Genomic DNA, 24,790 nt, shown 5'->3' with positions numbered 1-24,790 from the left:
TCATTTGGATTCACGTGATAGTCCAGTCAGACATGCCAGGAAGGATAGGACCAGCCACAGGAAGTGACTGGCCACAATAAAACAATAAGGACGAAGCCACCATGCTGTCGTATTTCCTACGTCGGGCGCTGCTCATCATCCCGACGTTTATCGGGATCACTCTGCTCGTCTTCACCATTACCCGCTTCGTACCCGGCGGGCCGGTCGAGCGCATGTTGTTGCAGGCCCAGGTTGCCCAGGGGGAGGGGCACCGCTCGACGGCGAGTAAGGGGGGACAGGCCCTCTCCGACGAGCAGATCGAGGAGCTCAAGGCTTTCTACGGCCTCGACAAGCCGATGCTGGTCGCCTATTGGGAGTGGTTGCAGAAGCTGGTTCGCCTCGATCTCGGTGAATCGACCCGCTACTACGAGCCGGTGTGGGATCTCATCAAGGAGCGCCTGCCGGTCACCGCCTTCTTCGGCGTGGCGACCTTTCTGCTGAGCTATCTGGTCTCACTCCCGCTCGGCATCGCCAAGGCGCTGCGCCACAACAGCCGCTTCGACTCGGCCAGCTCGATGTTCATCTACACCGCCTATGCGCTGCCGGCCTATGTGGTGGGGATCTTTCTCATCACCGTCTTCGCGTTTCACCTCGAGTGGCTGCCGATGGGGGGCTTCCCGGGGGATGACTACGAGTATCTCGAGAGCAACTGGGACAAGGTCAAGAGCGTCTTTTCCCATGCCTTGCTGCCGCTCATTGCCTATGCCATCGGCGATTTTGCCGTGCTCACCATGACCATGAAAAACAGCCTGATGGAGAACCTGTCGGCCGATTATGTGCGCACCGCCGTGGCCAAGGGGCTGCCGTTTCGTCAGGCGGTCACCCGTCACGCCATGCGTAACAGCCTCATTCCCATTGCCAGCCACTTTGGCAGCGTGCTGACCGTCTTCTTCGGCGGCTCCTTCCTCATTGAGACCATCTTCAACATCGACGGCATCGGCCTGCTCGGCTACGAGGCGATCGTCGAGCGCGATTACCCGACCGTGATGGGCATACTGGCCATCACCTCTGTGCTGATGCTGCTTGGCAACATCCTTTCGGATATCTGCGTCGCCCTGGTCGATCCACGCGTGCGCTTCGGGGAGTAAACCATGCAGCTCAGTCCCGTTACCCGCAAAAAATTCAAGCGCTTTGCCTCTATCAAGCGCGGTTACTACTCGTTTGTGCTGTTTAGTGCCTTGGTGCTGCTCTCCTGTGTGGCCGAGCTGCTGGTCAACAGCCGCGCCCTGGTGGTGCACTATCAGGGGCAGTGGCTCTTTCCCACCTATGGCGACGTGATCCCCGGCAGCCGTTTCGGCCTCGATTACGACTACGAGACCAACTATCGCCAGCTCAAGGCCAAGCTGGCCGATGAGGGGCAGGGGGATTGGGTGCTGCTGCCTCTCGTGCCGTGGAATCCCTATGAGCAGGACTTCAAGCAAGATGCCTACCCCCCTTACGCCCCGAGTGCGGCGGATCGCCACTTTCTCGGCACCGACACCAGTGGGCGCGACGTGCTGGCGCGTCTGGTGTACGGCTTTCGCATTGCCATCGCCTTTGCCGGCATAGTGCTGGTGGCCAGCTATCTCATCGGGGTGGCCATCGGTTGTCTGATGGGCTTTCTCGGTGGGCGGTTTGACCTTGTGTTACAGCGCTTTATCGAGATCTGGTCTCAGATCCCTTTTCTCTACGTCATCATGATCTTGGTGTCGCTCACCAAGCCTAACTTCGGCCTGTTTGTCGGCATCAACGTGCTGTTCGGCTGGATGGGGATCACTTGGTACATGCGCACCCTCACCTACAAGGAGCGGGCCCGCGACTATGTGATGGCGGCGCGCGCTCAGGGGGCGGGCACTGGGCGCATCATCTTCCACCATATACTGCCCAATACCTTGGTGATGGTGGTGACCTTGGCGCCGTTTGCGGTGGTGGCCAACATCTCGACCCTGACGGCGCTGGATTACCTCGGCTTTGGTCTGGCGCCGCCGACCCCAAGCTGGGGGGAGCTGCTCTCTCAGGGGATCAACAACCTCGACGCCATCTGGATCGTAAGCTCAGTGGTAGCGGCGGTGAGCGCCGTGCTGATCATGGTCTCGTTTATCGGTGAGGCGGTGCGCGAGGCGTTCGATCCGCGCAAGTTTACCCGCTACGAGTGATGCTTTTTTAAATGAGGTGCTGCGGCCGTTAAAGGGCGCTTTGGAGTGTTAGGATGAATAATAAAATCAAATGGATAGGTGGCCTGATGCTGCTGGTGAACGGCACGTTGGTATGGGCTGACGCCTTGCCGGATGGGCTCATCTGGGAGACCAACGACACAGACCCGGTGTTTGCTTCGCCGCAGGCCAAGCAGGGGGGGACGCTGAACCTCTACGTAGACAGCTTCCCGCTCACCTTTCGCACCGTGGGGCCCGACTCCAACGGGTCGTTTCGCTCCTTTATTCTCGACAACCAGTTGCGGCTGATCAGCTTTCACCCCAACACGGGCAATCCCATCCCGGCGCTCGCCACCCACTGGGCCATCGCTCCAGATAATCAGACCGTCTACTTCAAGCTCGACCCACGCGCCAAGTGGTCTGACGGTCAGCCGGTCGTGGCTGAGGACTACACCTTCGGCTATGAGATGATGCGCTCGCCCCACATCAAGGGGCCCTGGTTCAACAACTACTACACCACCGAAGTGGTCGAGGTGAGCAAGGTCGACGCGCACACCATCAAGGTCAAGGCGGGCAGCGCCAAGGGCAAACTGGACTTGCTCAACACCACCGAGCTGTGGCCCCAGCCCAAGCACTTCTACAAGCTCGGCCCGAACTGGGTCAAACAGTACAACTGGGCTATCGTGCCGACCACCGGGCCTTATGTCATCAGCGAGGTGAAAAAGGGCAAATCGGTCACCTTCAGCCGTCAGAAGGCGTGGTGGGCCAAGGACGATCGCTTCTTTAAGCACCGCTTCAACGTCGATACGGTGCACATCAAGGTGATCCGCGATCAGAACATCGCCTTTCGCCACTTCCTGAAGGGGGAGCTCGACAGCTTCGAGATGGTCCAGCCCACCTGGTGGCATGAAAAAGCCAAGGGGCCGGAGTTTGACAAGGGCTATATCCAGAAGGTGATGGCCTATACCGACACCAAGCAGGGCGGTCAGGGGCTGCACCTGAATACGGCGGTGCCGAAACTGGCCGATCTCAATGTGCGCCTAGGCATCGAGCACGCCATCAACATGGACAAGATGATCGCCACCGTGCTGCGTGGCGATTATGTGCGGGCCACCACCTTCGGCTCGGGGTTTGGCCCCTTCACCGAGATGACCTTGCCTGAACGCGGCTACGACGTGCAAAAAGCGCGCGACTACTTCGCCAAGGCCGGCTACACCAAGCAGGGGCCGGACGGCATCTTGCAAAATGCCAAGGGGGAGCGCCTCACCCTGGCGGTCACCTTCACCGTCTCCGAGCATGCCAAGCGCTTGAGTTTCTTGAAAGAGGAGGCCAAGAAGGCGGGGCTCGATCTCGAGCTCAACCTGGTGGACGGGGCCACCGGCTTCAAGGCCATGCTGGAGAAAAAGCACGAGGCGGCCTGGCTGGGTTGGGGCGGCGGTGGCCTTTATCCCCAATATTGGGAGTCATTTCATTCGGATAACGCCAACAAGCCGCAGACCAACAACTTCTTCAACGTGGCCGACAAGGCGCTCGACACGCTGATCAATGCCTACGGCAAGGAGTTCGATCTGGGTCAGCGGGCCGAGCTGTCACGCCAGATCCAGCAGCGTATCTATGATCTGGCCATCTTCGTGCCGGGTTATGAGCTCAACTATGTGCGGGCCGCCAGTTGGCGCTACGTGATGCTGCCGACGGTGCCGGCCACCAAGAGCACCCCGGACTTGCTCTACTGGCCGATGGACGGTTACCCCCACAGCTCGGGTGGCCTGCTCTGGATTGACGAGGACAAACGACAAGAGGTGCTGGCCGACAAGCGCAGTGGCAAGGCGCTGGCGCCGCTGACCCTGATCGACAAGAGCTGGCAGCGTGGCCAGGGGGGCTGATATGGAGCAGGCTCCCATCTTGGCGGTGCGCGATCTCGCCGTCGAGTTCAGCGTTGATGAAGGGGTGATGCGGGTGCTCGATGGGATGAGCTTTGCGGTGCGCCCTGGCCAGACCCTCGGTATCGTCGGCGAATCCGGCTGTGGCAAGAGTGTGACGGCACTGGCCATCATGGGCCTGCTACCAAGGCCCCATGGTCGGGTGGTGGGCGGCGCGATCCAGTTGGGCAGTCTCGATCTGCTGGGGCTACCGGCCAAGGATCTCTACCGCATCCGTGGCAACCGCATCTCGATGATCTTCCAAGAGCCGATGACGGCCCTCAACCCGGTCAAGACGGTTGGGGAGCAGTTGGCTGAAGTCTATGAGCTGCACCGCCCCGACTATGACCGGCGCCAGCGCCGCGAGGCGGCCATCGCCATGCTGCGCAAGGTGGGCATCCCCGAGCCGGAGCGGCGCTATGACACCTATCCCCATAACCTGTCGGGGGGCATGCGCCAGCGGGTGATGATCGCCATGGCGCTTGCCTGCGAGCCTGAGCTGCTCATCTGCGACGAGCCGACCACGGCGCTGGACGTGACCATACAGGCGCAGATCCTGGATTTGATGAAGTCGCTGCAAGCCCAGACCGGCATGGCGATCCTCTTTATCACTCACGATCTCGGGGTGGTGGCCGAGCTGTGCGACGAGGTGGTGGTGATGTACGCCGGGCGCGCCGTGGAGCAGGCCGACGTATTCGAGCTGTTCGAGCAGCCGCATCACCCCTATACCCATGGCCTGATGGCGTCGATCCCGCGTCTTGAGGACGAACCCAAGACGCAGCTCAAGACCATTCACGGCCAGGTGCCGGCCCTGAGCGAGATGCCGGCGGGCTGCCGCTTCAGTAACCGCTGCCCTCATGCCAGCGAACTCTGTGTGGGCACTGTGCCGCCGGTGGAGCAGTTGGCCGGGCAGCACAGCGTGGCCTGCCACCACTGGAAGGAGGTGAGAGCATGAACGAGCCTCTGCTCACCATCACGGATCTTAAGCAGCACTTCGCCGTGGGCGGTGGTTTCTTGCGGCGTGGCTACACGGTCTATGCGGTGGATGGCATCAGCCTTTCCCTGCGCCGGGGTGAGACGCTTGGGCTGGTGGGCGAATCCGGCTGCGGCAAGTCCACCCTGGGGCGCACCCTGCTCAAACTGTTTGAGCCGACCGCCGGCACCATCACCTTTGAAGGGCGCGACATCACCCACCTCTCCCCTAAGGAGATGCGCTCACTGCGCCAAGAGATGCAGATCGTCTTTCAGGACCCCGTGGAGTCGCTCAATGCCCGCCACACGGTTGGCCAGATCCTCGAGGAGCCCTTCATCATTCACGGCAAGGGCCGCAGTGAGGAGCGCCGCATCTGGGTGCGCGAGCTGCTGGATAAGGTGGGATTGCCCGCCGTGGCCGCCGATCGCTACCCGCACGAGTTCTCCGGTGGTCAGCGCCAGCGCATCGGCATTGCCCGCGCCATCGCCCTCAAGCCCAAGCTGCTGGTGTGTGATGAGGCGGTGTCGGCCCTCGATGTCTCGGTGCAATCCCAGATCCTCAACCTACTGCTGACCCTGCAACAGGAGATGAACTTGGCGATGATCTTCATCGCCCACGATCTGTCGGTGGTCAAACACATCTCGGATCGCATCGCCGTCATGTATTTAGGAAGGGTGGTGGAGTTGGCCGAGGCGAAGGATCTCTACCGGGCGCCGCGTCACCCTTACACCCAGGCGCTCATCTCGGCCATTCCGGTGCCGGATCCGCGCCGGCGCAGCCAGCGTATTTTGCTAAGCGGTGACGTGCCTTCCCCGATAGCCCCGCCACCGGGCTGTCATTTTCACCAGCGCTGTCCACGGGCGAGCGAGCGCTGCCGCAGTGAGGCGCCGCAATTGCTGGGAGAGGGTCATCAGGTGGCATGCCATCACCCCTTGCCCGAGCCGGCACAGGTGATCGTGCTAGAGCGCGCCATCTAGCCCTGATACGAGGAGCGGAGCAGGAGATGAAATAAAGATGGGGCCTTAGGCCCCATTTCATTTTTTCTGGTGTTGGAGTTTCAGGTCGGCCGTGGTTGAGTTGGCCTGGGCAGGACAGCACCCCGACATGGGGATCCTGTTGTCATTATGTGTGTATGTTCTTTTACAACATTTTTCTGAAGGGAGTCGGGCCATCAGGCACCGTAGCGGAAGTAGTAGCCGCGGGTGGAAGGAGCATAAGAGACCTTCTCTTCGCTGCGAGCTTCGTTGCTGGTGGCGCCCTTCAGGTGGAACAGCACGGCAAGATGTTCAAACATAATTCACCTCATCAATCTGATTGTGGAATGTGACTCAGGTCACAACTTCATCCTAGGTGTTTGTGTGATCCCGATCAACTTTATTTGTTGTTAAGTTACATAAATCATGGAAAGGGTTTTCAAATGCAGACCTCTTCATGGAGGCGTTTTCAGGGCCGCATTTGCGGCCCTTTTTACTCACTCCTGACGGCAGTTATCGAGCAGGATCTGCCACTCGCCATCGTCATCGAGCTGCTCGACAAAGCCACCGTCCCCCTTGTTCCACCACACTAGCTGCTGAAGATCGCTGAAGCGGGCGCCGGAGGCCGAGACCACCTGGGGCAGGGTGTGTGGCGTGCCATCGGGTAGGGTGAGCTTGACGAAATGGAGGCTGTCATCGGACAGGGAGAAGTAACGTACCGTCACCTTGGCCTGCTGATCGCAGAGGTAGGTGATGGGATCGCCGCCTTGGACGGTCAAGGCGTCTTGGGGTTGGCATCCGGCAAGCAGTGCGCTGCCCGCCAGCAGCAACAGGGCTGGTTTCATCGGTGTGGCTCCGTGGTGTGAGTTTACGGGCAGCCTAACGGGTGTTGCCCGCACTCTCAAGGAGGGCTCAGTGCCCGAAGCGGGTAGACTCGAAGCGGTTGAGCAGGCGGTGCATCAGGTAGCAGCAGGTGAGGGTGGCCACGATGGCGACGGCGATGCTACTGACCCGGTAGAGGGCGCTGAACACCAGATCGTTGCCCGGTGTCAGGTATTGACCAAACAGGATACCGAGGGTGGTGAGCGAGCCGAAACCGGCCCCCGAGCCGCCCCCTTCCTTGACGTGGGCATAGGAGAAGAGCATGGCGCCGAGCCAGAGCACAGGCGCGACCAGCAGCAGTTGTCCCGACCAGTCATAAAGCACCAGTTGCGCCGTCAGGCCGAAGCTGACCCCGAGCAGGGTGCCGATGGCCCGCTTGCGGGCATAGCCGAGGGCGCCGTTCCAGTGCATCGGGAACAGCACCAGCAGGGTGGTGGCCTGGGCCGACATGGAGTCGCGCAGGTCGAAAATCTGGAACACCAGAAACGACAAGGTGGCGATGGTGGCACCGAGCAGCGCCTCGTGGCGCATCCGATGCGGCTCCTTGGGTTGTGGGGTCGGGCGCGCTCGCGGCTCGGTATCGGGCAGCAGCACGGTGAGCAGCCAGGCCAGCAGTACCGAGCTGACGGTGGCCATCAGGTTGCTCAGGATCAGATCGTTGAGATCTGTGTTCGGGTAGCTGGCGAAGTGCAGCATGATGCTGAGGTTGAGCACGCCGTTGGCGCCGAACAGAAACAGGCTCCCCTTCGACATGCAGGCGAAGCGGTAGAGAAACAGCAAAAAGGCGATCGGTGTCATCAGCCCAGGGTGGGAGCCAAACAAGCCGCCGAGCAGCCCCACCTCGAGGCCGCACATCACCGCCGAGGCGAGCATCTGGCGACTGGCGTGGCCGTTCATCACCGGCACCATGCCAAGCAGCAACATGGGGGTGACGGTGAAGAAGACGCCGTAGTTCCAGTTCATCGTCTTGCACAGCAGAAAACCGAGGGTGGCTCCGGTGGCAATGCGCAGGCACTGGCGCAGATCATTGGTCGTCAGGGGACGATGCCACAGTTGCATGGGATCTCCTAGTTGGCCGGCGTGGGGGCCGGCCGCAGCGGGAAGGGGCTTAGTAGATGTAGTGCAGCAGGCTCAGCAGATGGATCTGGGTGCGGGCCAGCAGGCCGAGCAGCGGATTGTCCGGCAGCAGTTGCACCGTGGCGCGGGCTCCGGCGGGGAGCATGCCCTGGGCTGGCTGATCGAGGCGCAGGTGCAGGCGCAGGCGCTGGGCATCGCGCACCCAGCGATCCGATTCGGTCGGGGTCGCCAGCTTACCGTTGGCATCGAACTGGCCGGCGCTCACCCCGGCGTCCAGACTGACTACCTTGGCCGGATAGAGGGTGCCGGGCTCACCGTCGAAGGCGATCAGTGCCTGATAGCCGGGATTGACGTGGCGCAGCGCCTTTTCGCGAAAGTCGGCGATGATCTCCACCTGGTCGGCCACCAGGGCCAGCAGCGGGCTGCCGGCCGTGGCGAAGGCGCCATTTTCCAATTGCAGGTTGGTCACTATCCCATCCTGCTCGGCGCGCACCTGGCTGTAGGCCAGATTGAGACGAGCCTGTTCCAATGCGTTGTGGGCCTGACGGATGCGCAGGTTGGTCTCGCCCTGGGCGCCACGGCTGACCTTGAGCTGGGCCAGGGTCGCCTGGCTGGCTTGCAGATTGGCCTGGGCGGTGCGCAGCGCACTGCTGGCTTCATCGCGGGCCTGCTGGGAGACGAGGTTACGGGCAAACAGGGCGGTGATGCGATGCGCCTCGCGTTCGGCCAGCTCGCGGCGGGTGGTGGCGGCGTTCACGTCCGCATGGGCAGCACTGATCCTGGCGTCGAGTTCGGCGTTTTCTTGCAGCGCCTGCTCGAGTTTGAGCTCGGCTTGCTCCACGGCGAGTTTAAATGGCGCCGGATCGAGTTCAAACAGCAGGGTGCCTTTGTGCACGCTCTGGTTGTTGTGCACGTAGACGGCGGTCAGGCGGCCGCTGACCTGGGGGGCGACCTTGACCACGCCACGGGTGGCCATGGCCTGCGGGGTGAGCGGCATCTTGAGGTCGGCCAGCAGGAAATAGACGAAGATGAGGCCGAAGGCGATGGCCACGCCCTTGACCCAGCGGGCGAATTGTTGATCCGGTGTCATCTGGGGGTTACTCCTGCTCACTGCAACCCTTGGCCAACTTGGTCAGGGCATTTTCATAGATGTGGTTCATGGTCTGCTCGAAACGGGCCAGCTCGCTCTCACTGATCCCGGCGAGCAGCTCGCGGCGGGCTTGCATGATGCGGGCCTCGATATGGCCGAGCAGTTCACGGCCGGCATCGGTCAGGCTGACGACGCGGGCGCGCTTGTCGGCGCTGCAACTGTGGCGGGTCACCAGACCCTGCTCTTCAAGCTGGCCCAAGGTGCGCATGAGGGAGGCCACCTCGATCTCGAGGTGATCGGCCAGACATTTCTGGCTGACCTCGTCGCCGAGCCGCGACAGCTTCCACAGCGCTGTCCAGCGCGGGTAGGTCAGGCCGAGAGGAGCCAGTTGCTGATCGGCCACCCGGCTCCATAGGCGAAACAGCCTGCCCAGCCGCTCGGCCAGCGAGAGTTCGCGCAGACGCTCGATGTGCTTATCCATCTCATGGCTCCTATTACTTAGTCTGCTAAGTATTATATTTAGTTAGCGTGCTAAGTAAATTGTTTTGTGATGTGGGTCACGGAATAAGGTTGTCCATGGCGCTGGTCGTGACCGACCCTGATTGACCCATTCCCAGCGGGCCGCCATCATGCCCCTTTCGTCGTCGGGGCAAGGTGGCTGCCGTGAAGCTGCGTCATCAACTGGTCTTTCTCTCCCTGTGTTTCTCTTTGTTGCTGCTGCTCATCCTGGGCGGCCTGCTGGCGCTCTTTATCCGTCATCTGCTCGAGAGCAATCTGGAGGAGAAGGGGAGCGATCTGGCTCGCCTGCTGGCGGCCGACCAGCGCATCGAGCAGGCGCTGCTGCGTGGCGCCGATCCCACCCTGCGTGACTATGTTCAGGCCCTGTGCCGACGTACCGATGCCGCCTATATGGTGGTGACCGACCGCCACGCCTTGCGTCTTTCCCACCCTTCCCCCGAGCTGGTCGGTCAGCGTTTTCGTGGGGAAGACATCTGGCCGGCGCTGTTTGAGCGGCGCAGCTACTGCTCCAAGGATCAGGGGACGCTGGGGCCGGCGATTCGCTGCTTTGCCCCCGTGATCGGTGCAGACGGACAGACGCTGGGGGCGGTGGCGGTCGGTTATCTGATGAAGACGGTGGAGGGCACCTATCGGGATCGCCTTGCCCTGCTGCTGTGGGCCATTTTGGCGGTGCTGGGGGCCGGATTGTTGCTGGCGGCGGCGATGCAGCGACGGTTGCGGCGAACCTTGCTCGATCTGGAGCCCGAGACCATAGCGCGGCGCTTCGCCCAGCAAGAGCTGGTGCTCGAGAGCATCAACGAGGGGATCATCGCCCTCGACGGTGAAGGGAGGGTGAGCATGCTCAACAGCGCCGCCTGTTACCAACTGCGGCTACCGCAGCCCGGTCGCTATGCCCAGCTCGGCTGCCGACTGGAGGCGCTGGCCCCCGAGCTGGCGCGGGGGTTGGCCGACGGGGCGGTTGAGACGCACTTTAGTGTGCATGGGGATGCCTTCGTCGGGCGCTGGCAGCCCATCACTGGCGGGGCTGGCTGGCTGTTTATCTTCACCCGCCCCGAGGCGGCCGGCACCCTGGCGGTGCAGGTGACCCACCTGCGTCAATACGCCGAGTTGCTGCGCATGCAGACCCACGAGTTTGCCAACAAGCTCAGCAGCCTCTCCGGCCTGCTCCAGCTCGGCCACGTGAACGAGGCGGTGGAGCTGATCCAGCGCGAGCACGACGAGCACCAGTCATTGCTGCAATCCTTGCTGCACGCCATCCACGATAAGCCGGTGGCGGGCCTTATTCTCGGCAAGTTCAGCCGCGCCCGCGAGCTCGGGGTGCACCTTGAGCTTGACGAGGGCTCGGCGCTGGAGGAGTGCCCCCCTTGGCTGTCGGCTGATCTCATCACCTTCATCGGCAACTTGCTCGACAACGGCATCCGCGCGGCCAGGGCCAACCGGGAGCAGGTAATGCCGCGGGTCCTGCTCTCGATCAACGATGCCGGCCGCCGTTTGGTGATAGAAGTAGAGGACAGCGGCGAAGGGGTGGACGAAGCGCTCGCCGATCATCTGTTCGACTACGGGGTCAGCCGCCAGAGCGGCGACCACGGGGTTGGGCTCTATCTGGTCAAGGAGACCGCCGAGCGGCTGGGGGGCGTGATAGAATGGCGCCGCACTGCCGCCCGCACCACCCTCTTCGGCATCTATCTCGACAAAGCGCAACTGGTGTCATCATGGAACCCATCACCACACTGATCATCGAAGACGATGTCCGGATCGGCGGTATTCTCAGCGAGTTGATCCTCACCACCCCCGGCTTCCAGTTAGTGGGCTGCGCCCCCTCTTTGGCCGACGCGCAGGCTCGGCTTGAGCGTGAGCAGCCCAGGTTGCTGCTGGTGGATGTCTCCCTGCCCGATGGCTCCGGGCTGGAGTGGGTGGCCTCCCTGCGCGCGCGCGCCATCGAGACGCTAGTGATCATGGTGACCGCCGCCAGCGACGTTGAGAGCATCCAGCGGGCGCTGCATCTGGGGGTGCAGGATTACATCATCAAGCCGCTGCGCCTGTCGCGCATCCAGCAGAGCCTGGGCGAGGTACAGGCCCTGTGCCGCCGGCTGGCGGGGGCTGGCCACCTTGAGCAGGGGGATCTCGATCGCCTGCTCGGCAAGGGGCGCAGCCGCGAGGGGCGCGAGACCCCCAAGGGGATCGATGCCCTTACCCTGCGCCAAGTGCTCGATCTGCTGGCCAGTGAACGCGAGCAGTGCTTTTCAACTGATACCTTGGCGCTGCGCCTCTCCTTGAGTCGCACCACGGCGCGCCGCTACCTCGAGTACCTGGAGTCGGAAGACCACCTGGTGGTGGAGCTCAGCTATGGCCAGCGTGGCCGGCCTGAACGGCTCTACCGCTGGCGCAGCGAGGCGTGAAAGAGAAGGGAGCCATGGGCTCCCTTTTGATTTTCCCTTCGCTCAGACTGACTCGGTGGTCAGCGCCACCCGGCGCGGCCGATATTGGCTGATGGCGACGCCAGCCAGGATCAATCCGCCCCCCAGCAGGTGGTAACCGTGGATCGGCTCACCCAGGCTCACCACGGCGATGAGGGCGGTGAGCAGTGGCATCAGATTCATGAAGATGGCGGTGCGCTCCGGCCCTAGTGTGGCCAGCCCCCGCAGCCAGCAGTAAGCGGCAAACAGCGAGGAGGCGAGGCCGGCAAACAGCACCAGCCCGATAGCCTCCCCGGTGACGGCCAGCGAGTCGGCGCTGGCGGCCACCGGGATCAGCAACACTACCGCCAGTAGCACTTGCAGATAGAGGTTGAGCCAGGGGCCGAAGGGGAGCTGCCAGCGGCGCAGCAGCAGGCCATAGAGGGCGTAGCTGGTGGAGCCGGCAAGCATCATCAGATCCCCCGGGTTGACGCCACCGAGCAAGGAGGCCGGATGGCCCTTGCCAAGCAGCCAGAGCACGCCAAGCAGGGAGATGAGTACGCCGCTGATGGCTTGCCGACCGGGACGGTTGCCAAAAAACAGGGCGCCGAGCACCACGGTTAACAGGGGGATGAGGGAGCCGATCACCCCCATGTTGGTGGCCGAGGTCTGGTGGGCGGCGTAGTAGGCGAGGCATTGGTAAAGCACCATGCCAAGGGCAGCCAGCACCAGCAGCTTGCCCAGCCAGGGGCGGAGGTCGGCGCGGCGGCGCCACAGTGGCGGCAGACAGAAAGGGGAGAGGGCCAGCGCCGCGATCACCCAGCGATAGAAAGAGATGGCGGCCGGATCGATCAGGTCGGCCGCCGCCTTGGACACCACGGTGTTGGCGGCCCAGATCAGGATGGCGAGCAGGGGGAAGAGGACAGGCATAGGCACTCCTTGGGTCTATGGCAGGAGTCTAACCTTGTCTTTAACTCAGCAAGTAGCGTAAATAAGACATCGCATCATCGCTTTGAGACATTCTCTATGAGCGCGCTCACCCTAGCTGAGCAGGATCGCCTGCTGGCTCCCCCCAATCCCCTCTATTTTCGTTACAGCCAGATCCAGGGGGGCAACGCCTGCGCCGAGCACAGCCACCCCTGGGGCCAGCTCAGCCTCATCAGTCTGGGGGTCATGGTGGTGGAGATAGGGGGAGAGCGGCTGGTGGCACCACCGGATTACCTCATCTGGGTGCCCGCGGATCTGCCCCACAGCGCCTTCAACGAGCAGACCCTCGATTACACCTCGATCTACGTGAGTCACGAGCTGGCCCCGCGCCTGCCGCGCGAGCCCCAGTTGTTGGCGCTCACTCCCTTGCTGCGCGCCTTGCTAGAGGACTTCACCCAGCGCCGCGTCGGCCACATGGTGGACGAGTGGGACGCGCGGCAGGGGGCACTCTTTATCGAGAAGCTGGCGCGCACCCGCTGCCAGCCGAGCTATCTGCCCCAGAGCCGCGACCGGCTGCTCGCCCCCTTGCTGGCGGCGTTGCAGGCGGCGCCGGAGGATAACCGTACCTTGGCCGAATGGGCGCGGACACTGCATACCACGGAGCGCACCCTGGCGCGCCGTTGTCAGAAGGCGCTCGGCATGAGCCTCGGTCAGTGGCGCACCCGGCTGCGCATGGTCAAGGCGCTGGCCTGGCTGCGTGGCGACATGCCGGTGCAGGAGATCGCCTGGCGGCTCGGGTATAGCTCCACGTCGGCCTTTATCGCCATGTTCCAGCGTGAGCAGGGCTGCGCCCCCCAGCGTTATCGTCAGCAGTTGGCCCAGCCAGGGCAATGAGCCCGCGCAGGTGCCATCCACCACATGCCGCAGCACTAAGGCGTGACGCATTCCATCGCCCTCGTCTCTGACGTGTGCTCCCCGCTTCATGGCTCGGCTGGCCCTGGGGTTGGCAAGAGGATCAGCCCTGCCTCGGGCAAGGTGAAAGAGGCCAAGGGGGCGCAACTCTGTTATCGTGGCGCCCATTGCAGTTCAATCTATGTGAGTCGATGAGCGTTATTTTGGGAATCGATCCGGGGTCGCGGATCACGGGGTACGGAGTGATCCGGGTGACGGGGGGGCTGGTGGAATACCTGGGCTCGGGGTGCATTCGCACCGATCTTGGCGAGCTGCCGCAGCGCCTTAAGCAGGTGTATGACGGGGTGAGCGAGATCATCGCCCAGTTCTCACCGGATGAGTTCGCCATCGAGCGGGTCTTCATGGCACGCAATGCAGACTCAGCACTGAAGCTCGGTCAGGCACGGGGCAGTGCCATCGTGGCGGCCGTCAACGCCGGTTTGCCGGTCGGGGAGTACTCACCGACTCAGATCAAGCAGGCGGTGGTGGGGACGGGGGGCGCCGATAAGACGCAGGTTCAGCATATGGTTAAGCACCTGTTGAAACTGCCGGGCACGCCCCAGGCGGATGCTGCCGATGCGCTGGCCATCGCCCTGTGTCATCTGCACACCCGGCAGAGCCTGATCCGCATGGCCGGACGCGTCACCGGCTCTGCGTATGGGCGATTTCGCTAGCCAAACGGACAAGAACTGTCGTGGTACCGGAAAGAGCCATCAGGCTCTTTTTTTATGTGTGTATACTTTTTGTGTTATTAATCATTGGGTTGTGACTTGAGTCACAATTTCCATCCCCCGCTGGCGTACTGGTCAAATGGCGCCTAGTTTCCATAATGCGCCCGGAGCCGGTCTGCGGGCCGCTTCATGACAACAGAGGAGATCACAAATGAAATCGTATACCGCTGAATTACTTGGCACCTTCTGGCTGGTGCTGGGTGGCTGCGGCAGTGCCGTACTGGCCGCCGCTTTCCCTGATGTGGGTATCGGTCTGCTGGGCGTGTCACTTGCCTTCGGTCTGACCGTGCTGACCATGGCCTTCGCCATCGGCCACATTTCCGGTTGCCACCTCAACCCGGCCGTGACTGTCGGTCTGTTTGCCGGTGGTCGTTTCCCCGCGTCCAAGGTACTGCCTTATATCGTTGCTCAGGTGATCGGTGGCGTGCTGGCGGGTGCCGTACTCTATGTCATCGCAAGCGGCCAAGCCGGTTTTGACGTGGCGGCTGGGTTTGCCTCCAACGGTTATGGCGAACACTCCCCGGGTGGCTACAGCCTGACCGCGGCCCTGGTGTGCGAAGTGGTCATGACCGCCTTCTTCCTGTTTGTCATCATGGGTGCCACCGACAGCCGTGCGCCGGCCGGTTTTGCCCCGATTGCCATCGGCCTGTGCCTGACCCTTATCCACCTCATCTCCATCCCGGTGACCAACACCTCGGTCAACCCGGCGCGCAGTACCGGCGTGGCCCTGTTTGTGGGTGACTGGGCCGTCAGCCAACTGTGGCTGTTCTGGGTCGCTCCGATCATCGGTGGTGTGATCGGTGCCCTGGCTTACCGCATGGTGGCCGAAAAAGAGTAATGTGTATCTCCCTTGCAAAACGCACCCCTCGGGGTGCGTTTTTTTATGGGCGATTGCCGCTGCCGAGGGCATCCCGGTAGCGCTGGTGAAGCAGCGCGATGCGTTCGACATAGGCGCGGGTCTCGGCATAGGGGGGGACTCCCTTGTAGCGATCAACGGCGCCGGGCCCGGCGTTGTAGGCGGCGGTGGCGAGCTGGATATTGCCCTTGTATTGGCGCAGTAGGGCCGAGAGGTATTTGACCCCGCCGAAGATGTTCTGCTCGGCGAGAAAGGCATCGCCCACCCCGAGATCCCGGGCCGTGCCCGGCATCAGTTGGGTCAATCCCATGGCCCCCTTGCGCGAGACCGCCTGCGGATTGAAGGCCGACTCGGCGTGGATCAGGGCGCGGATCAGGGCCGGCTCAACCTGATAGGCGCGGGCCGCCGCCTGGATGGTGGCTGCGTAGTCCTGCACATAAAGGCCGGTGCGGCGCCAGTCGACGGGGGAGGCGGGATCGCAGGCATAGCAGTACTCGAACACCAGCAGCTCGTAGTGGCCGTCGCTCGGGCTCTGATCCGAGTAGCTGACCACGCCGTTGGCCTGGCGGAATTTATAGACCTCGATCCGCTCCTTGCTGCCCGCTTTGGGCGCCGTGGCGGTGAGGTTGTTGGCGGTGGGGGGGGGAACGGGAACGGGAACGGGCTCCGGCTGGCCGGCCAGGGCCAGTGAAGTGCCAAGCAGGGCAACAAGATGCAGCAGCAAGACGATGACTCCCTTCATCGTGAAGACCCCTACAGCATTGCCTTCCCGGCGCCGCAGATCCAGTCACCCCGAAAAAGAGCAGCCCCGCAGAGCGGGGCTGTTGGTTAGAGCCGGTAATCCAGTCCGGCGTAGAGGGTGCGTCCTTCAAGGATCAGGTCGGCGTCGGTGGCCACCCCATCCCGCTGAGCGTTGGTGAGGTTGGTCATGCCCGCCCGGATGTCGAGCTGGGGCATGGCTTGCCACACCAGGCCGAGATCGAAGGTGTGGTAGCCTTCGCTGCGTTCATAGGTGGCGCCGCTCATGCGCGGTACCGGAATGGTCTGACTGCCGACATAGTTCCAGCTAAGACGGGTATCAAGACTAGGTAATGCTTGCCAGGCCAGCGCAGCATTGAAGGTATGCTCTGGAGTTTTATAGAGATCCAGCCCTGTGCTCTTGTCTTCGGCATCGAGCACGGTGGCGTTGGCTGACAGGGTCAGCCCGGGTTGCAGCGTTAGCCAGCCACTGAGCTCGACCCCCTGAATTCGCGAGTCATCGACGTTGTAGTAGGTCATCACGCTCGGTCTGTGATTGGCACTCCAGGCATCGCTCTGGATCTTGTTGCGAATATCGTTGTGAAAGAGGGTGAGGGCGCCGCCGTAGTGCGGGCTGTTGTAGGCCGTGCCCGCCTCATAGCTGACCGCGGTCTCTGGCTCGAGATCCGGGTTGCCGATGATGGAGCAGCGGCCGCGACAGGCCGGAACGGCATAATCGGCGTCGGTCTGGGCGATGGTCGGTGCCTTGAAGGCGCGGCCAATGCCCCCCTTGAGTACCCAGGCATCGGTGAGTGCGTAGAGGGCATAGGCGCGCGGGCTGAACTCGCTGCCATAAGTCTGGTGATCGTCCAGCCGGCCGCTGAGGGTCAGGGTCAGATCGCCCAGGCCAATCTCGTCTTGCAGGTAGAGCGCATACTGATCGACGCTCGCTTTTTTCGTCAGGTTGACGTTGTGCTTGAGTTCGTTGATGCGGTACTCGCTGCCCGCCGTCACCTGGTGATCGCCCAACTGGGTGCTGAGCTGGCCGTCGACGGTGTGGTTGGTCTGGGTCACCTCTCCCGGCCGCTGGGTCAGTGCCGTCATCAGTTGCGAGTCATCATGGAGATCGGCCTGCTCGAAGGCATAGCCGAGCCGGCTGTCGACATGCTCCCAGCGTCCGCTGTGGGTCAGATGCAGGCCAAGACGCTCCATCTGCTGATCGTTTTGCACCGTGGTGCCGTAGTTGTTCCAGTGCGCCAGCCGGTCATCCTTGGCATAGCTGCCCCCCAGCGCCAGCTCTTGGCGTGGGTCGATGAGCCAGGTCAGGTTGGAGAGGGCGCTCCACTTTTCACGCTTCTCACTGGCATCGCTGCCGGCATTACGGCTGAGATCGCTCTGCCATGCCTGCTTGTGGTTGCCTTCGACCACCAGATTGCCGAGCAGTACCCGATCGATGAGGGCGCCTGAGAGGTAGCCGCTGCCTCGGTTGCCGTCTCCTCCGTCGCCCTCGGTCGGGTGGGTCGAGGTGTAAGAGGCTGCCCCCTCGGTGTGTTCACCGGCCTTGCGCAAGATCACGTTGACCACCCCGCCGAGGGCATCGGCGCCGTAGAGAGAGGAGATGGGGCCGCGCAGCACCTCGATGCGCTCTATGGCCGCCATGGGTATGGAGGAGAGGTCAAAATCGTTGGCGTAGGCCGAGCTCAGGGCTTCGCGCGAGTTGACGCGGCGGCCGTCGATGAGCAGCAGGGTGTAGTCGCCCTCCAGCCCGCGCAGGCGGATTTCACTGCGGCCATAAGCGCTGGCGGGAGCTATGTTGACCCCGGTCACCCCCTTGAGCGCTTCGCTAAGGGTGGTGGCGTTCATCTTCTCAAGATCGCGGCGGGTTACCACGGAGACGCTGGCCGGAGCGCTCAGCTCGGTGTGTTGGGTCTGGGTGGCGGTGATCACCAGCGTCTCATGGGCGGTGTCGTTAGCCTGAACCAGCAGGGGAAGGGTCAACAGACCCAGTGCCACGGCCAGGGGGCGAAGGGGGAAACAACCTGACTGCATTGAAAACTCCATGTCGTTGAGGGAGGGCTCTTGCTGGCCCTTGACGGCGTGCCGGCAGTCGAAGATGCCGGGCGAGGGGAGTATATTTGCAGTGAAATCTAAATGATATTTGTTTTCATTTGCGGGTGTCGCGGTCACCCATTTGGGTGGCCGCCTGCATCTTGCGGCTTCTGCGGACGATATCTAGAACCAGGCGGTGGAGGGGCTCCTAGCCTGCTCTTTGCGAGCCTAAGCACTTAGGCGGGGGAATTGACGAAAAAGACCCGCGCCATGGCGCGGGTCTTTTGCTGTGCAGGCTTACTCGATGCCGAGCAGCTCGACGTCGAAGATGAGCAGGGAGCCGGGGGGGATCTTGCCGGCAGAGCGCTCGCCATAACCGAGGCGGGCGGGGATGAAAAGGCGCATCTTCTCGCCCTGGTGCATCAGTTGTAATCCTTCGGTCCAACCCGGGATCACCTGGTTGAGGCCAAAGCTAATGGGTTCGCCACGGGCATAGGAGCTGTCAAACACGGTACCGTCGAGCAGACGTCCCTCGTAGTGCACCTTGACGCGGTTACCGGCTTGCGGCTGTGGCCCCTCGCTCTCGTGCAGCACTTCATATTGCAGCCCAGAGTCCGTCTCATTGATCCCCGGTTTGCCCCGGTTCTCTTGCAGAAACTGATCACCAATTCGCATGTTTTCCCCGGCCTGGCGGCGGGCTTGACTGCTCGAGTAGAGATAGAAGGCGAGGCCGATGGCCGCGACCAGCAATAGCAGTTTCATCTGTGGCTCCTTGCATATCGATATACCTCATCTTACTGTGCCAGCTTGGGCCATGACCACGTAATTATTTGATAGAACAGAAGATTGCGAGCCGTCTCACGGCCTGCCGCCGGTTACTTTTTGATCGCGATCAAGCGCAGGCGGGATCGACTTGCGGTAGGAGGGGGCCTTTTTACACTCAGAGGAGGCCCCACGAAGAGGAGGAATGTGATGAGCCTATTAGCCGCCCGCGCCAGCCTGTTCGACGATCTGTTTCGCGACCTGGCCTCCGGGTTTACCATCAAGCCGCTGCACGGTGAGCCCCTGCCCTCCCAGATCACCCTCGACGTGAAAGAGTCGGAGGGAGGGTACACTGTGCTGGCCGAACTGCCGGGGGTGCGTAAGGAGGATATCCATCTCGATATCCATGGCCGGGTGGTGACCATCCGGGCCGAGGTTCGTCAGCACGACAGCCAAGAGCAGGAAGAGAGGATGCTGCGCAGCGAGCGCTACTACGGCAGTGTGGCCCGTAGCTTCGAGTTGCCGATGGACGTGCAACTGGAGGGGGTCACGGCCAAGTTTGACAACGGGCTGCTGACCCTGAGCCTGCCCAAGCAGGCCGAGGCGCCGCGCGGCCAACGCATCCCCATCGAGTAATCAAGCAGAGGGGCCTTCGTGCCCCATCTTCGCATTGATGCTGACAGATAAGAGATGAACGGGGAGGCCCGGTATTTTTTGACCATAAAATAGATAAACAATGCTTTTTTTGCGTCTGTGTCAGGGTCAGTTCAGGCCTTCTCTCTCTCTATCCGCTATCATGGGCGCCTGCTTCTAGCGCTGTCGATAGGATGACGGTGGCGAAGACCAGCCTGTGGGTAATAGGCTGGTTTGGCATCAGTGATGTGTGATCCCCGCTGACCATTGCGTTCGTCGTCGTTGCGATAGCTGCCTGTTGTACGGACGGCTATTCCCTTCGGGTTGACCACAGTTTGGAAGGGGCTTCTATCCCTTTGGGGGATATCCCTTCCTGTGTACCGTTCCTGCTATGTTCACCACGTCTCCTCCCTGCCGGCTCACGTCGTTTGGTCAGGAGCGCGATCCCTTCTCCCAGGAGTGAGAGAGAGGTCAAGACGGGGGGGCTGGCGGTTTTTTCCGCTATGTGTCCGATATGGAGCATGCGGATGGGACAATATTGAGAATAGCTAGTGATAAAAAACGCAATAAATTGACTTAAATTCTGGCGATGTAGAGCTTGGCAGCATAGAATGCCACCCCCCCCGGACATGGATGCGATTAGCAATATTTCATCAGCATTGGAGGCTGATTTAGCTATAGATTGAGGTAGATAACTAAATGGTCGCTATTGCCGCACCCAGCGGGAATAAATGGCGTAGTCTCTGGAGCATATTCACCATCCTTCTTGTGCTGTCGAGTGGTTTTTCCATCCTCTACTGGCAGGGTTGTTCGAGGCTGAATGCTGAGCGAGAGTTCGAGCTGGCGCTCGTGATCAGTCAGGTGGATGATATCCTCGATAACGTCAAGGATTCAGCCAGAGAGGCGCAATCTCTGGTGGGTAAAGCATGCTCCGGTGCTGAGGTGCCCCTGCGCATGTTAGCGGCCCATTCTCCTTATGTCAGAACGCTGGCGCTGGTTTTCAAAGAGCGCGCCTACTGCTCGTCCGTTTTTGGTGAAATGGATATTCCGGTCAACCAGTTGCATGAACCTGGCCGTTCATTGCTGTTGGTTGAGCGTGAACACAATGAACTCAATAGTGACGTACTGACCCCGCTCCTCTCTTTCCGTCAAGACAGTGAGGAAGGGGCGGTGCTGGTTGGGGTCTATCCCAGCGAGCTCAGTGAGAAGTTGCTGATAGAGCAGTCATCGAGCCGCAAGCTGGGTGGCCGGCAATTGCTACAGATTGGCAATACCTGGTTGGATGAATCTGGGCAATTCCTGGAGCAAAGGCCCGCAGACGATCTCAACTGGCAATCTTATGGTTCGAGCAAGTACCTTTACCGTATTTGGCAAGGTCGACCGGAACAAGCGCCCCTCGCTTTATTGCTAAGCGGTGAAGAGGGCATGATGATGGTGCTGGTGATCTTGGCCCTGGGCATGGGCGGTATGGTCTATGTCACCTGGGGACGGATGCTGACACCTGAGATGGAGATGCGCAGGGCGCTGCTACGCGGTGAGTTTGTCCCCTTCATCCAGCCTATCGTGAGCGGCCATGATGGCTCCCTCGTCGGGGCAGAGGTTCTGGTGCGTTGGAACCATTACCGCTCTGGCATGATCCGTCCCGATCTGTTTGTCCCATTGGCGGAGGAGTGTGGGGTTATCGTCCCCATTACCCGCGAGCTGATGCTGGAGGTGGCCAGGGAGCTGTCCGCCCATCTCGATCAGCTGCCACCCGAGTTTCACATTAGTTTCAACATCTGCCCGATCCAGTGCCATGACTTCACGTTGCTGGAAGATTGCCAGACGTTCCTATCGACGTTTCCGCCGGACCGGATTCGTCTCACCTTGGAATTGACTGAGCGGGTACTGCTTGAGCCGACCGAGATCACCATGTTGTTGTTTGAGCGTCTCGATCAGATTGGTGTCAAGATTGCGCTGGATGATTTCGGTACCGGTCACTCCAGTCTGAGCTACCTGCAACAGTTCCGGGTGGATTACCTCAAGATTGATCGCTGCTTTGTGGCCATGATCGGCTCCGATGCCCTGTCACGCGACATTCTGGATGGCACGCTGGATCTGGCGCAGCGGCTCGGCCTCAAGACGGTGGCGGAGGGCATTGAGAATCAGGAGCAGGCTGACTTCCTGCGCGAGCGCCAGGTCGCTTATCTGCAAGGGTTCTGGTTTGCCAAACCCATGACGATGAAAGAGTTCAGTGCCTATCTGCGCACCGCACCTGAGTTGCCGCTCAATGAAGGGGGATGGCGGCCGGCCATGTAACCGGCCCGCCCCTTTTAGAAATTCAGTACCTTGTCGGCAGCCAGAGTCCAATCGGTCAGTTGGGCCAAGGTACCTATCTCAATCCCCTCAATAAGAGGAAGAGCGCTGAGGCCACGGGCCTCGCAGCAGGTCTTGCACAGCCGTACGGGTACCCCTTGAGCCAGCAGGATCTCCAGCATCTGGCGCAGGTTGTACCCTTCTCCCGGCGCTTGCCCCGGCAGGGCAGCACTGACAGCATCCGACATAAGAAACAACTTGAGCGCGACCCCTTCGCGCTCCGCCAGCGTCAGTGACAGCCGCAGTGCGTTGAACAGTGATTCGCTCCCATACGGGGCGCCATTGGCGATCACGACAATTTCTTGGTTCATCTCTTATTCCTTAATGAAGTGACAATGCAGACCCGCCCCGCTGGGGGGATCAATGCATACGGCCGCCTGAGGCGGCGGTTCATGGCCGTGGCTTGCACGCGCTTCCCTGCAAGAGAGATTCATCCCCATTCAGGGGCCAGAGCAGGGGGCGAGGAGAAGTCGCAATGTCCGTCTTGAGTCCGTTTGCTATGATGAGCCCACGTTTACCGCGAGGAAATCACGATGAGATATGCAATCCCTTTTCTGTTGCTGGGCGTCATAGCGGCGCCAGTGTTGGCCGCCGATGCGTGCTCTCTGACCATAGAGGGCGATGATGCCATGAAGTTCAGCGCTGACGCCATGAGCGTGCCGGCCAGTTGTCAGGAGGTGACGGTCACACTCAAGCACGTCGGCAAGTTGCCGGTTACCGCCATGGGCCATAACTGGGTGCTGGCTGCCACGGCAGATCTGCAAGGGGTGGCCACCGATGGCATGAGTGCAGGGGCGGCCAACGGCTATCTCAAGGAGGGAGATCCTCGCGTCATTGCCCACACTCAGCTCATCGGTGGTGGTGAGAGCAGCAGCGTGACGTTCTCAGCCAAGGATCTGGCCGGCAAGGATCTCAGCTTCTTTTGCTCCTTCCCCGGCCACTGGGCCATCATGAAGGGCTCTTTCAAGGTGGGTTAAGTCGGCAAAGAGAGGACAAGGGCAGCCCACGGGCTGCCCTTTTTCATGCCTCGGCGTCCATCACGGCGTGACGCGCCGGGTGATACGCCTCTTCCTCTTGACCTTGCCGCCAGTAAGGGACGGCATAGACGCAGCTGCGCGGCGCCGCGAGCGTGCGTCTGGCATGGCGGCGCAGTGGTACCACAATGCGCTCTTCACCGCCGAACCAGAACTGGCTCATGCTCGCCTCAAGCGGAGCGCTGAGCAGGGCCTCGACCAGTTGCGGCGCCGCCTCCGGCCCGCCGACGATCCAGTCGATGTGTACCCCGGCCGGCATCGGTAGGGGCTGAATATCCGCCTGGCTGGGCACCAGCAGCGCGATGCGGCCGGTGGCATCCGTGGCCATCTCCTCGAGCATGGCGGCGATGGCGGGCAGGGCGGTGAGATCGCCAGCCAGGTAATAGTGACGTGCCGCCTGCAACATGGGGGAGGGGCCCCCCGGCTGCGAGAGACCGAGCGTGTCGCCGATGCGGGCATTCAGGGCGAAACGGCTGGCCGGGCCGCTCTCCCCGTGCAGGGCAAACTCGACATCCAGCTCATTTCGTTCACGGCGAAAGGCGCGCAGGGTAAAGGTGCGCAGCAGCGGTTTTTCCGCCGGGCTCGCCCAGCGCGGCCCCTGCTCGGTCAGGGTGGGCAGTACAGGGTCGCGCTGCCCAGGTTGGGGAAACATCAGCTTGATGTGGGCGCCACCACAGGTGAAGGGATAGTCGGCCAGATCATTACTGTGAAAGGTGATGCGGCGCAGGTGTGGGGTGACATCTTGGATGTGGCGTACCCGGATGAGGCGTGGCCGTTGGGGCGCGGGGAGGGACATGAAATATTCCTTATGAAAACCATTCTCATTCCCATCCTATCCCGTGCCACGCGCCGGGTACACCCTTCAGGTGAGCGGTTGCAGGGTGAAGAAGGCCAGGGTGGCGGCGCGCTCGCACTGTAGCGCCAGACTCTCCTCACCGCTTAGGTGCAGGGTGTCCCCCGCTTGCAGCGGTTGACCGGCGGCTTGCAGGCTCCCCTCCAGCAGGGTGACCAAGTAGGTATTGGCCGGCTCCAGCGTCAGGGTCAGTGGAAAGGGAAGGGTCAGCACCCTGGCATTGGCCTTGACCCGAGAGGGGCGGTAGAGGAGCCCGAGGTCGGTCACTTCCCGCTTGAGCAGCTCACAGTGGGTCTGTGTATCGCCATCGACGTGGGCAATCTCAAAGGTGGTGTAGGGGTGGCCGTTGAGCACGAAACCAGCCCCCCGGATCGGCAGCAGAATGCGGGAGAAACCGGGAAAGAGCGGTAAAGGGCCGCCCTCTTTGAGCGGGGCCATGCCGAGGTGGTAATCAAAGTCGAGGCGGGCCAGTGAGGCGTGGGCGGGCGCGATCAGGATCTCGGTCGTACTGCCCTTGCCGCTGCTCCACGGTTGCTGGCGATAACGGGTATGGGAAAGCAGTGTCAGCATGGGAGGCTCCTGTGGGAAAGGGCGCCAGCTTAACAGCCAGAGGAGGTGGAAAAAAGCCGTGGAAAAAGAGCCGGGTGGGATCTGGGTCAAGGATTGGGGGGGCTGGAGCGGTTATGGTTGCTTCAATTCGGCGCAATATCTATATTGTTGCTAGCATGTAAACGCATATTAATAGGCATCGCCACACCAGTATGAGAAATACCTCATACCAAGGTGTGGTTTTCTCTTTCATCCCCCTTTATCTATTTTCAGTCTTTCCCCCTATATCTAAAAAAAACACGCCAGTTAAGATCTGCTCAAATCAATCGCAGGTTCAGAAAATAATTATTA

General features: G+C 61.5%; 25 protein-coding genes. 13 read left to right on the top strand and 12 right to left on the bottom strand.

Annotation, left to right across the window (positions count from 1 at the left end; translation table 11 throughout):
* Nucleotides 1–101: 101 nt before the first annotated feature.
* The 5 genes from FE240_RS13045 to FE240_RS13025 are packed head-to-tail and all read left to right on the top strand — an operon-like array spanning nucleotide 102 to nucleotide 6,040.
* A complete protein-coding gene (locus FE240_RS13045) occupies nucleotides 102–1,127 on the top strand; it encodes an ABC transporter permease subunit (protein WP_042046390.1) in 1,026 nt (341 codons plus the stop codon).
* Nucleotides 1,128–1,130: 3 nt separating this feature from the next.
* The gene (locus FE240_RS13040) at nucleotides 1,131–2,174 is read left to right on the top strand and encodes an ABC transporter permease (protein ID WP_042046389.1); all 1,044 of its coding nucleotides are present in this window, start codon (nucleotides 1,131–1,133) and stop codon (nucleotides 2,172–2,174) included.
* 53 nt (nucleotides 2,175–2,227) lie between these two features.
* Nucleotides 2,228–4,054, top strand: a complete 1,827-nt coding sequence (locus FE240_RS13035; protein WP_193001505.1) for an extracellular solute-binding protein — start codon at nucleotides 2,228–2,230, stop codon at nucleotides 4,052–4,054.
* A 1-nt stretch (nucleotide 4,055) separates the two neighbouring features.
* Nucleotides 4,056–5,045, top strand: a complete 990-nt coding sequence (locus FE240_RS13030) for an ABC transporter ATP-binding protein (RefSeq protein WP_193001504.1) — start codon at nucleotides 4,056–4,058, stop codon at nucleotides 5,043–5,045.
* The gene (locus tag FE240_RS13025; RefSeq protein WP_193001503.1) at nucleotides 5,042–6,040 is read left to right on the top strand and encodes an ABC transporter ATP-binding protein; all 999 of its coding nucleotides are present in this window, start codon (nucleotides 5,042–5,044) and stop codon (nucleotides 6,038–6,040) included. Before FE240_RS13030 ends, FE240_RS13025 begins: the two co-directional genes overlap by 4 nt.
* Before the next feature lie 194 nt (nucleotides 6,041–6,234).
* Here the strand turns inward: FE240_RS13025 and FE240_RS19010 are convergent, their stop codons facing one another.
* The 5 genes from FE240_RS19010 to slyA form a co-directional block, all read right to left on the bottom strand.
* The gene (locus FE240_RS19010) at nucleotides 6,235–6,357 is read right to left on the bottom strand and encodes a hypothetical protein (RefSeq protein WP_264293144.1); all 123 of its coding nucleotides are present in this window, start codon (nucleotides 6,355–6,357) and stop codon (nucleotides 6,235–6,237) included.
* A 177-nt stretch (nucleotides 6,358–6,534) separates the two neighbouring features.
* The gene (locus tag FE240_RS13020) at nucleotides 6,535–6,882 is read right to left on the bottom strand and encodes an MliC family protein (protein WP_193001501.1); all 348 of its coding nucleotides are present in this window, start codon (nucleotides 6,880–6,882) and stop codon (nucleotides 6,535–6,537) included.
* Nucleotides 6,883–6,949: 67 nt separating this feature from the next.
* Nucleotides 6,950–7,978, bottom strand: a complete 1,029-nt coding sequence (locus FE240_RS13015) for a DUF2955 domain-containing protein (protein WP_193001500.1) — start codon at nucleotides 7,976–7,978, stop codon at nucleotides 6,950–6,952.
* A gap of 49 nt (nucleotides 7,979–8,027) precedes the next feature.
* Nucleotides 8,028–9,086, bottom strand: a complete 1,059-nt coding sequence (locus FE240_RS13010; protein ID WP_193001499.1) for an HlyD family secretion protein — start codon at nucleotides 9,084–9,086, stop codon at nucleotides 8,028–8,030.
* 7 nt (nucleotides 9,087–9,093) lie between these two features.
* Nucleotides 9,094–9,567, bottom strand: a complete 474-nt coding sequence (slyA, locus tag FE240_RS13005; RefSeq protein ID WP_042046380.1) for a transcriptional regulator SlyA — start codon at nucleotides 9,565–9,567, stop codon at nucleotides 9,094–9,096.
* A 182-nt stretch (nucleotides 9,568–9,749) separates the two neighbouring features.
* Between slyA and FE240_RS13000 the strand changes: the two genes are divergently transcribed.
* Nucleotides 9,750–11,339, top strand: coding sequence for an ATP-binding protein (locus tag FE240_RS13000; protein ID WP_193001498.1), 1,590 nt, complete (start codon nucleotides 9,750–9,752; stop codon nucleotides 11,337–11,339).
* Complete coding sequence (locus tag FE240_RS12995; protein ID WP_193001497.1) at nucleotides 11,318–12,004, top strand: response regulator; 687 nt, start codon at nucleotides 11,318–11,320, stop codon at nucleotides 12,002–12,004. Before FE240_RS13000 ends, FE240_RS12995 begins: the two co-directional genes overlap by 22 nt.
* Before the next feature lie 42 nt (nucleotides 12,005–12,046).
* On the opposite strand, the gene FE240_RS12990 is transcribed toward FE240_RS12995, so the two are convergent.
* Entirely contained in the window at nucleotides 12,047–12,931 is an 885-nt protein-coding gene (locus FE240_RS12990) for a DMT family transporter (protein WP_193001496.1), read from the bottom strand.
* Between the two features lie 96 nt (nucleotides 12,932–13,027).
* On the opposite strand from FE240_RS12990, the gene FE240_RS12985 reads away from it, so the two are divergent.
* The 3 genes from FE240_RS12985 (at nucleotide 13,028) to aqpZ (ending at nucleotide 15,448) form a co-directional block, all read left to right on the top strand.
* Nucleotides 13,028–13,822, top strand: a complete 795-nt coding sequence (locus FE240_RS12985; RefSeq protein ID WP_193001495.1) for an AraC family transcriptional regulator — start codon at nucleotides 13,028–13,030, stop codon at nucleotides 13,820–13,822.
* 209 nt (nucleotides 13,823–14,031) lie between these two features.
* Nucleotides 14,032–14,553 (top strand): crossover junction endodeoxyribonuclease RuvC, encoded by a 522-nt coding sequence (ruvC, locus tag FE240_RS12980; protein ID WP_193001494.1) that lies wholly within the window; start codon nucleotides 14,032–14,034, stop codon nucleotides 14,551–14,553.
* Between the two features lie 208 nt (nucleotides 14,554–14,761).
* Nucleotides 14,762–15,448: an aquaporin Z gene (aqpZ, locus tag FE240_RS12975; protein ID WP_193001492.1), complete on the top strand. Its 687-nt coding sequence runs from the start codon at nucleotides 14,762–14,764 to the stop codon at nucleotides 15,446–15,448.
* 43 nt (nucleotides 15,449–15,491) lie between these two features.
* Here aqpZ and FE240_RS12970 read toward each other — a convergent pair whose 3' ends face one another.
* The 3 genes from FE240_RS12970 to FE240_RS12960 all read right to left on the bottom strand — a co-directional run bounded on the left by FE240_RS12970 (nucleotide 15,492) and on the right by FE240_RS12960 (nucleotide 19,015).
* Complete coding sequence (locus FE240_RS12970) at nucleotides 15,492–16,208, bottom strand: lytic transglycosylase domain-containing protein (protein WP_193001490.1); 717 nt, start codon at nucleotides 16,206–16,208, stop codon at nucleotides 15,492–15,494.
* A gap of 86 nt (nucleotides 16,209–16,294) precedes the next feature.
* Nucleotides 16,295–18,253, bottom strand: coding sequence for a TonB-dependent receptor domain-containing protein (locus FE240_RS12965; RefSeq protein WP_193001488.1), 1,959 nt, complete (start codon nucleotides 18,251–18,253; stop codon nucleotides 16,295–16,297).
* Nucleotides 18,254–18,550: 297 nt separating this feature from the next.
* The gene (locus FE240_RS12960) at nucleotides 18,551–19,015 is read right to left on the bottom strand and encodes an FKBP-type peptidyl-prolyl cis-trans isomerase (RefSeq protein WP_193001486.1); all 465 of its coding nucleotides are present in this window, start codon (nucleotides 19,013–19,015) and stop codon (nucleotides 18,551–18,553) included.
* A 210-nt stretch (nucleotides 19,016–19,225) separates the two neighbouring features.
* Here FE240_RS12960 and FE240_RS12955 point away from each other — a divergent pair, with 210 nt between their 5' ends.
* Together FE240_RS12955 and FE240_RS12950 are read left to right on the top strand one after the other, a co-directional pair.
* On the top strand, nucleotides 19,226–19,651 hold the full coding sequence (locus FE240_RS12955; protein WP_193001484.1) for an Hsp20/alpha crystallin family protein: 426 nt from the start codon (nucleotides 19,226–19,228) through the stop codon (nucleotides 19,649–19,651).
* An 846-nt stretch (nucleotides 19,652–20,497) separates the two neighbouring features.
* Nucleotides 20,498–21,946, top strand: coding sequence for an EAL domain-containing protein (locus FE240_RS12950; protein WP_193001483.1), 1,449 nt, complete (start codon nucleotides 20,498–20,500; stop codon nucleotides 21,944–21,946).
* Between the two features lie 14 nt (nucleotides 21,947–21,960).
* Here the strand turns inward: FE240_RS12950 and FE240_RS12945 are convergent, their stop codons facing one another.
* Nucleotides 21,961–22,314: a DsrE/DsrF/TusD sulfur relay family protein gene (locus FE240_RS12945; RefSeq protein ID WP_193001482.1), complete on the bottom strand. Its 354-nt coding sequence runs from the start codon at nucleotides 22,312–22,314 to the stop codon at nucleotides 21,961–21,963.
* 222 nt (nucleotides 22,315–22,536) lie between these two features.
* On the opposite strand from FE240_RS12945, the gene azu reads away from it, so the two are divergent.
* Nucleotides 22,537–22,980, top strand: coding sequence for an azurin (gene azu, locus FE240_RS12940; RefSeq protein WP_193001481.1), 444 nt, complete (start codon nucleotides 22,537–22,539; stop codon nucleotides 22,978–22,980).
* 43 nt (nucleotides 22,981–23,023) lie between these two features.
* Here azu and FE240_RS12935 read toward each other — a convergent pair whose 3' ends face one another.
* Together FE240_RS12935 and FE240_RS12930 are read right to left on the bottom strand one after the other, a co-directional pair.
* Nucleotides 23,024–23,833, bottom strand: a complete 810-nt coding sequence (locus FE240_RS12935) for a siderophore-interacting protein (protein WP_193001480.1) — start codon at nucleotides 23,831–23,833, stop codon at nucleotides 23,024–23,026.
* Nucleotides 23,834–23,899: 66 nt separating this feature from the next.
* Nucleotides 23,900–24,460, bottom strand: a complete 561-nt coding sequence (locus FE240_RS12930) for a HutD family protein (RefSeq protein ID WP_193001479.1) — start codon at nucleotides 24,458–24,460, stop codon at nucleotides 23,900–23,902.
* Nucleotides 24,461–24,790 lie beyond the last annotated feature (330 nt).

Source organism: Aeromonas simiae (genome assembly GCF_014892695.1).
GTDB classification, from domain to species: Bacteria; Pseudomonadota; Gammaproteobacteria; order Enterobacterales; family Aeromonadaceae; genus Aeromonas; species Aeromonas simiae.
This window is presented reverse-complemented; position numbering and strand designations above follow the sequence as displayed.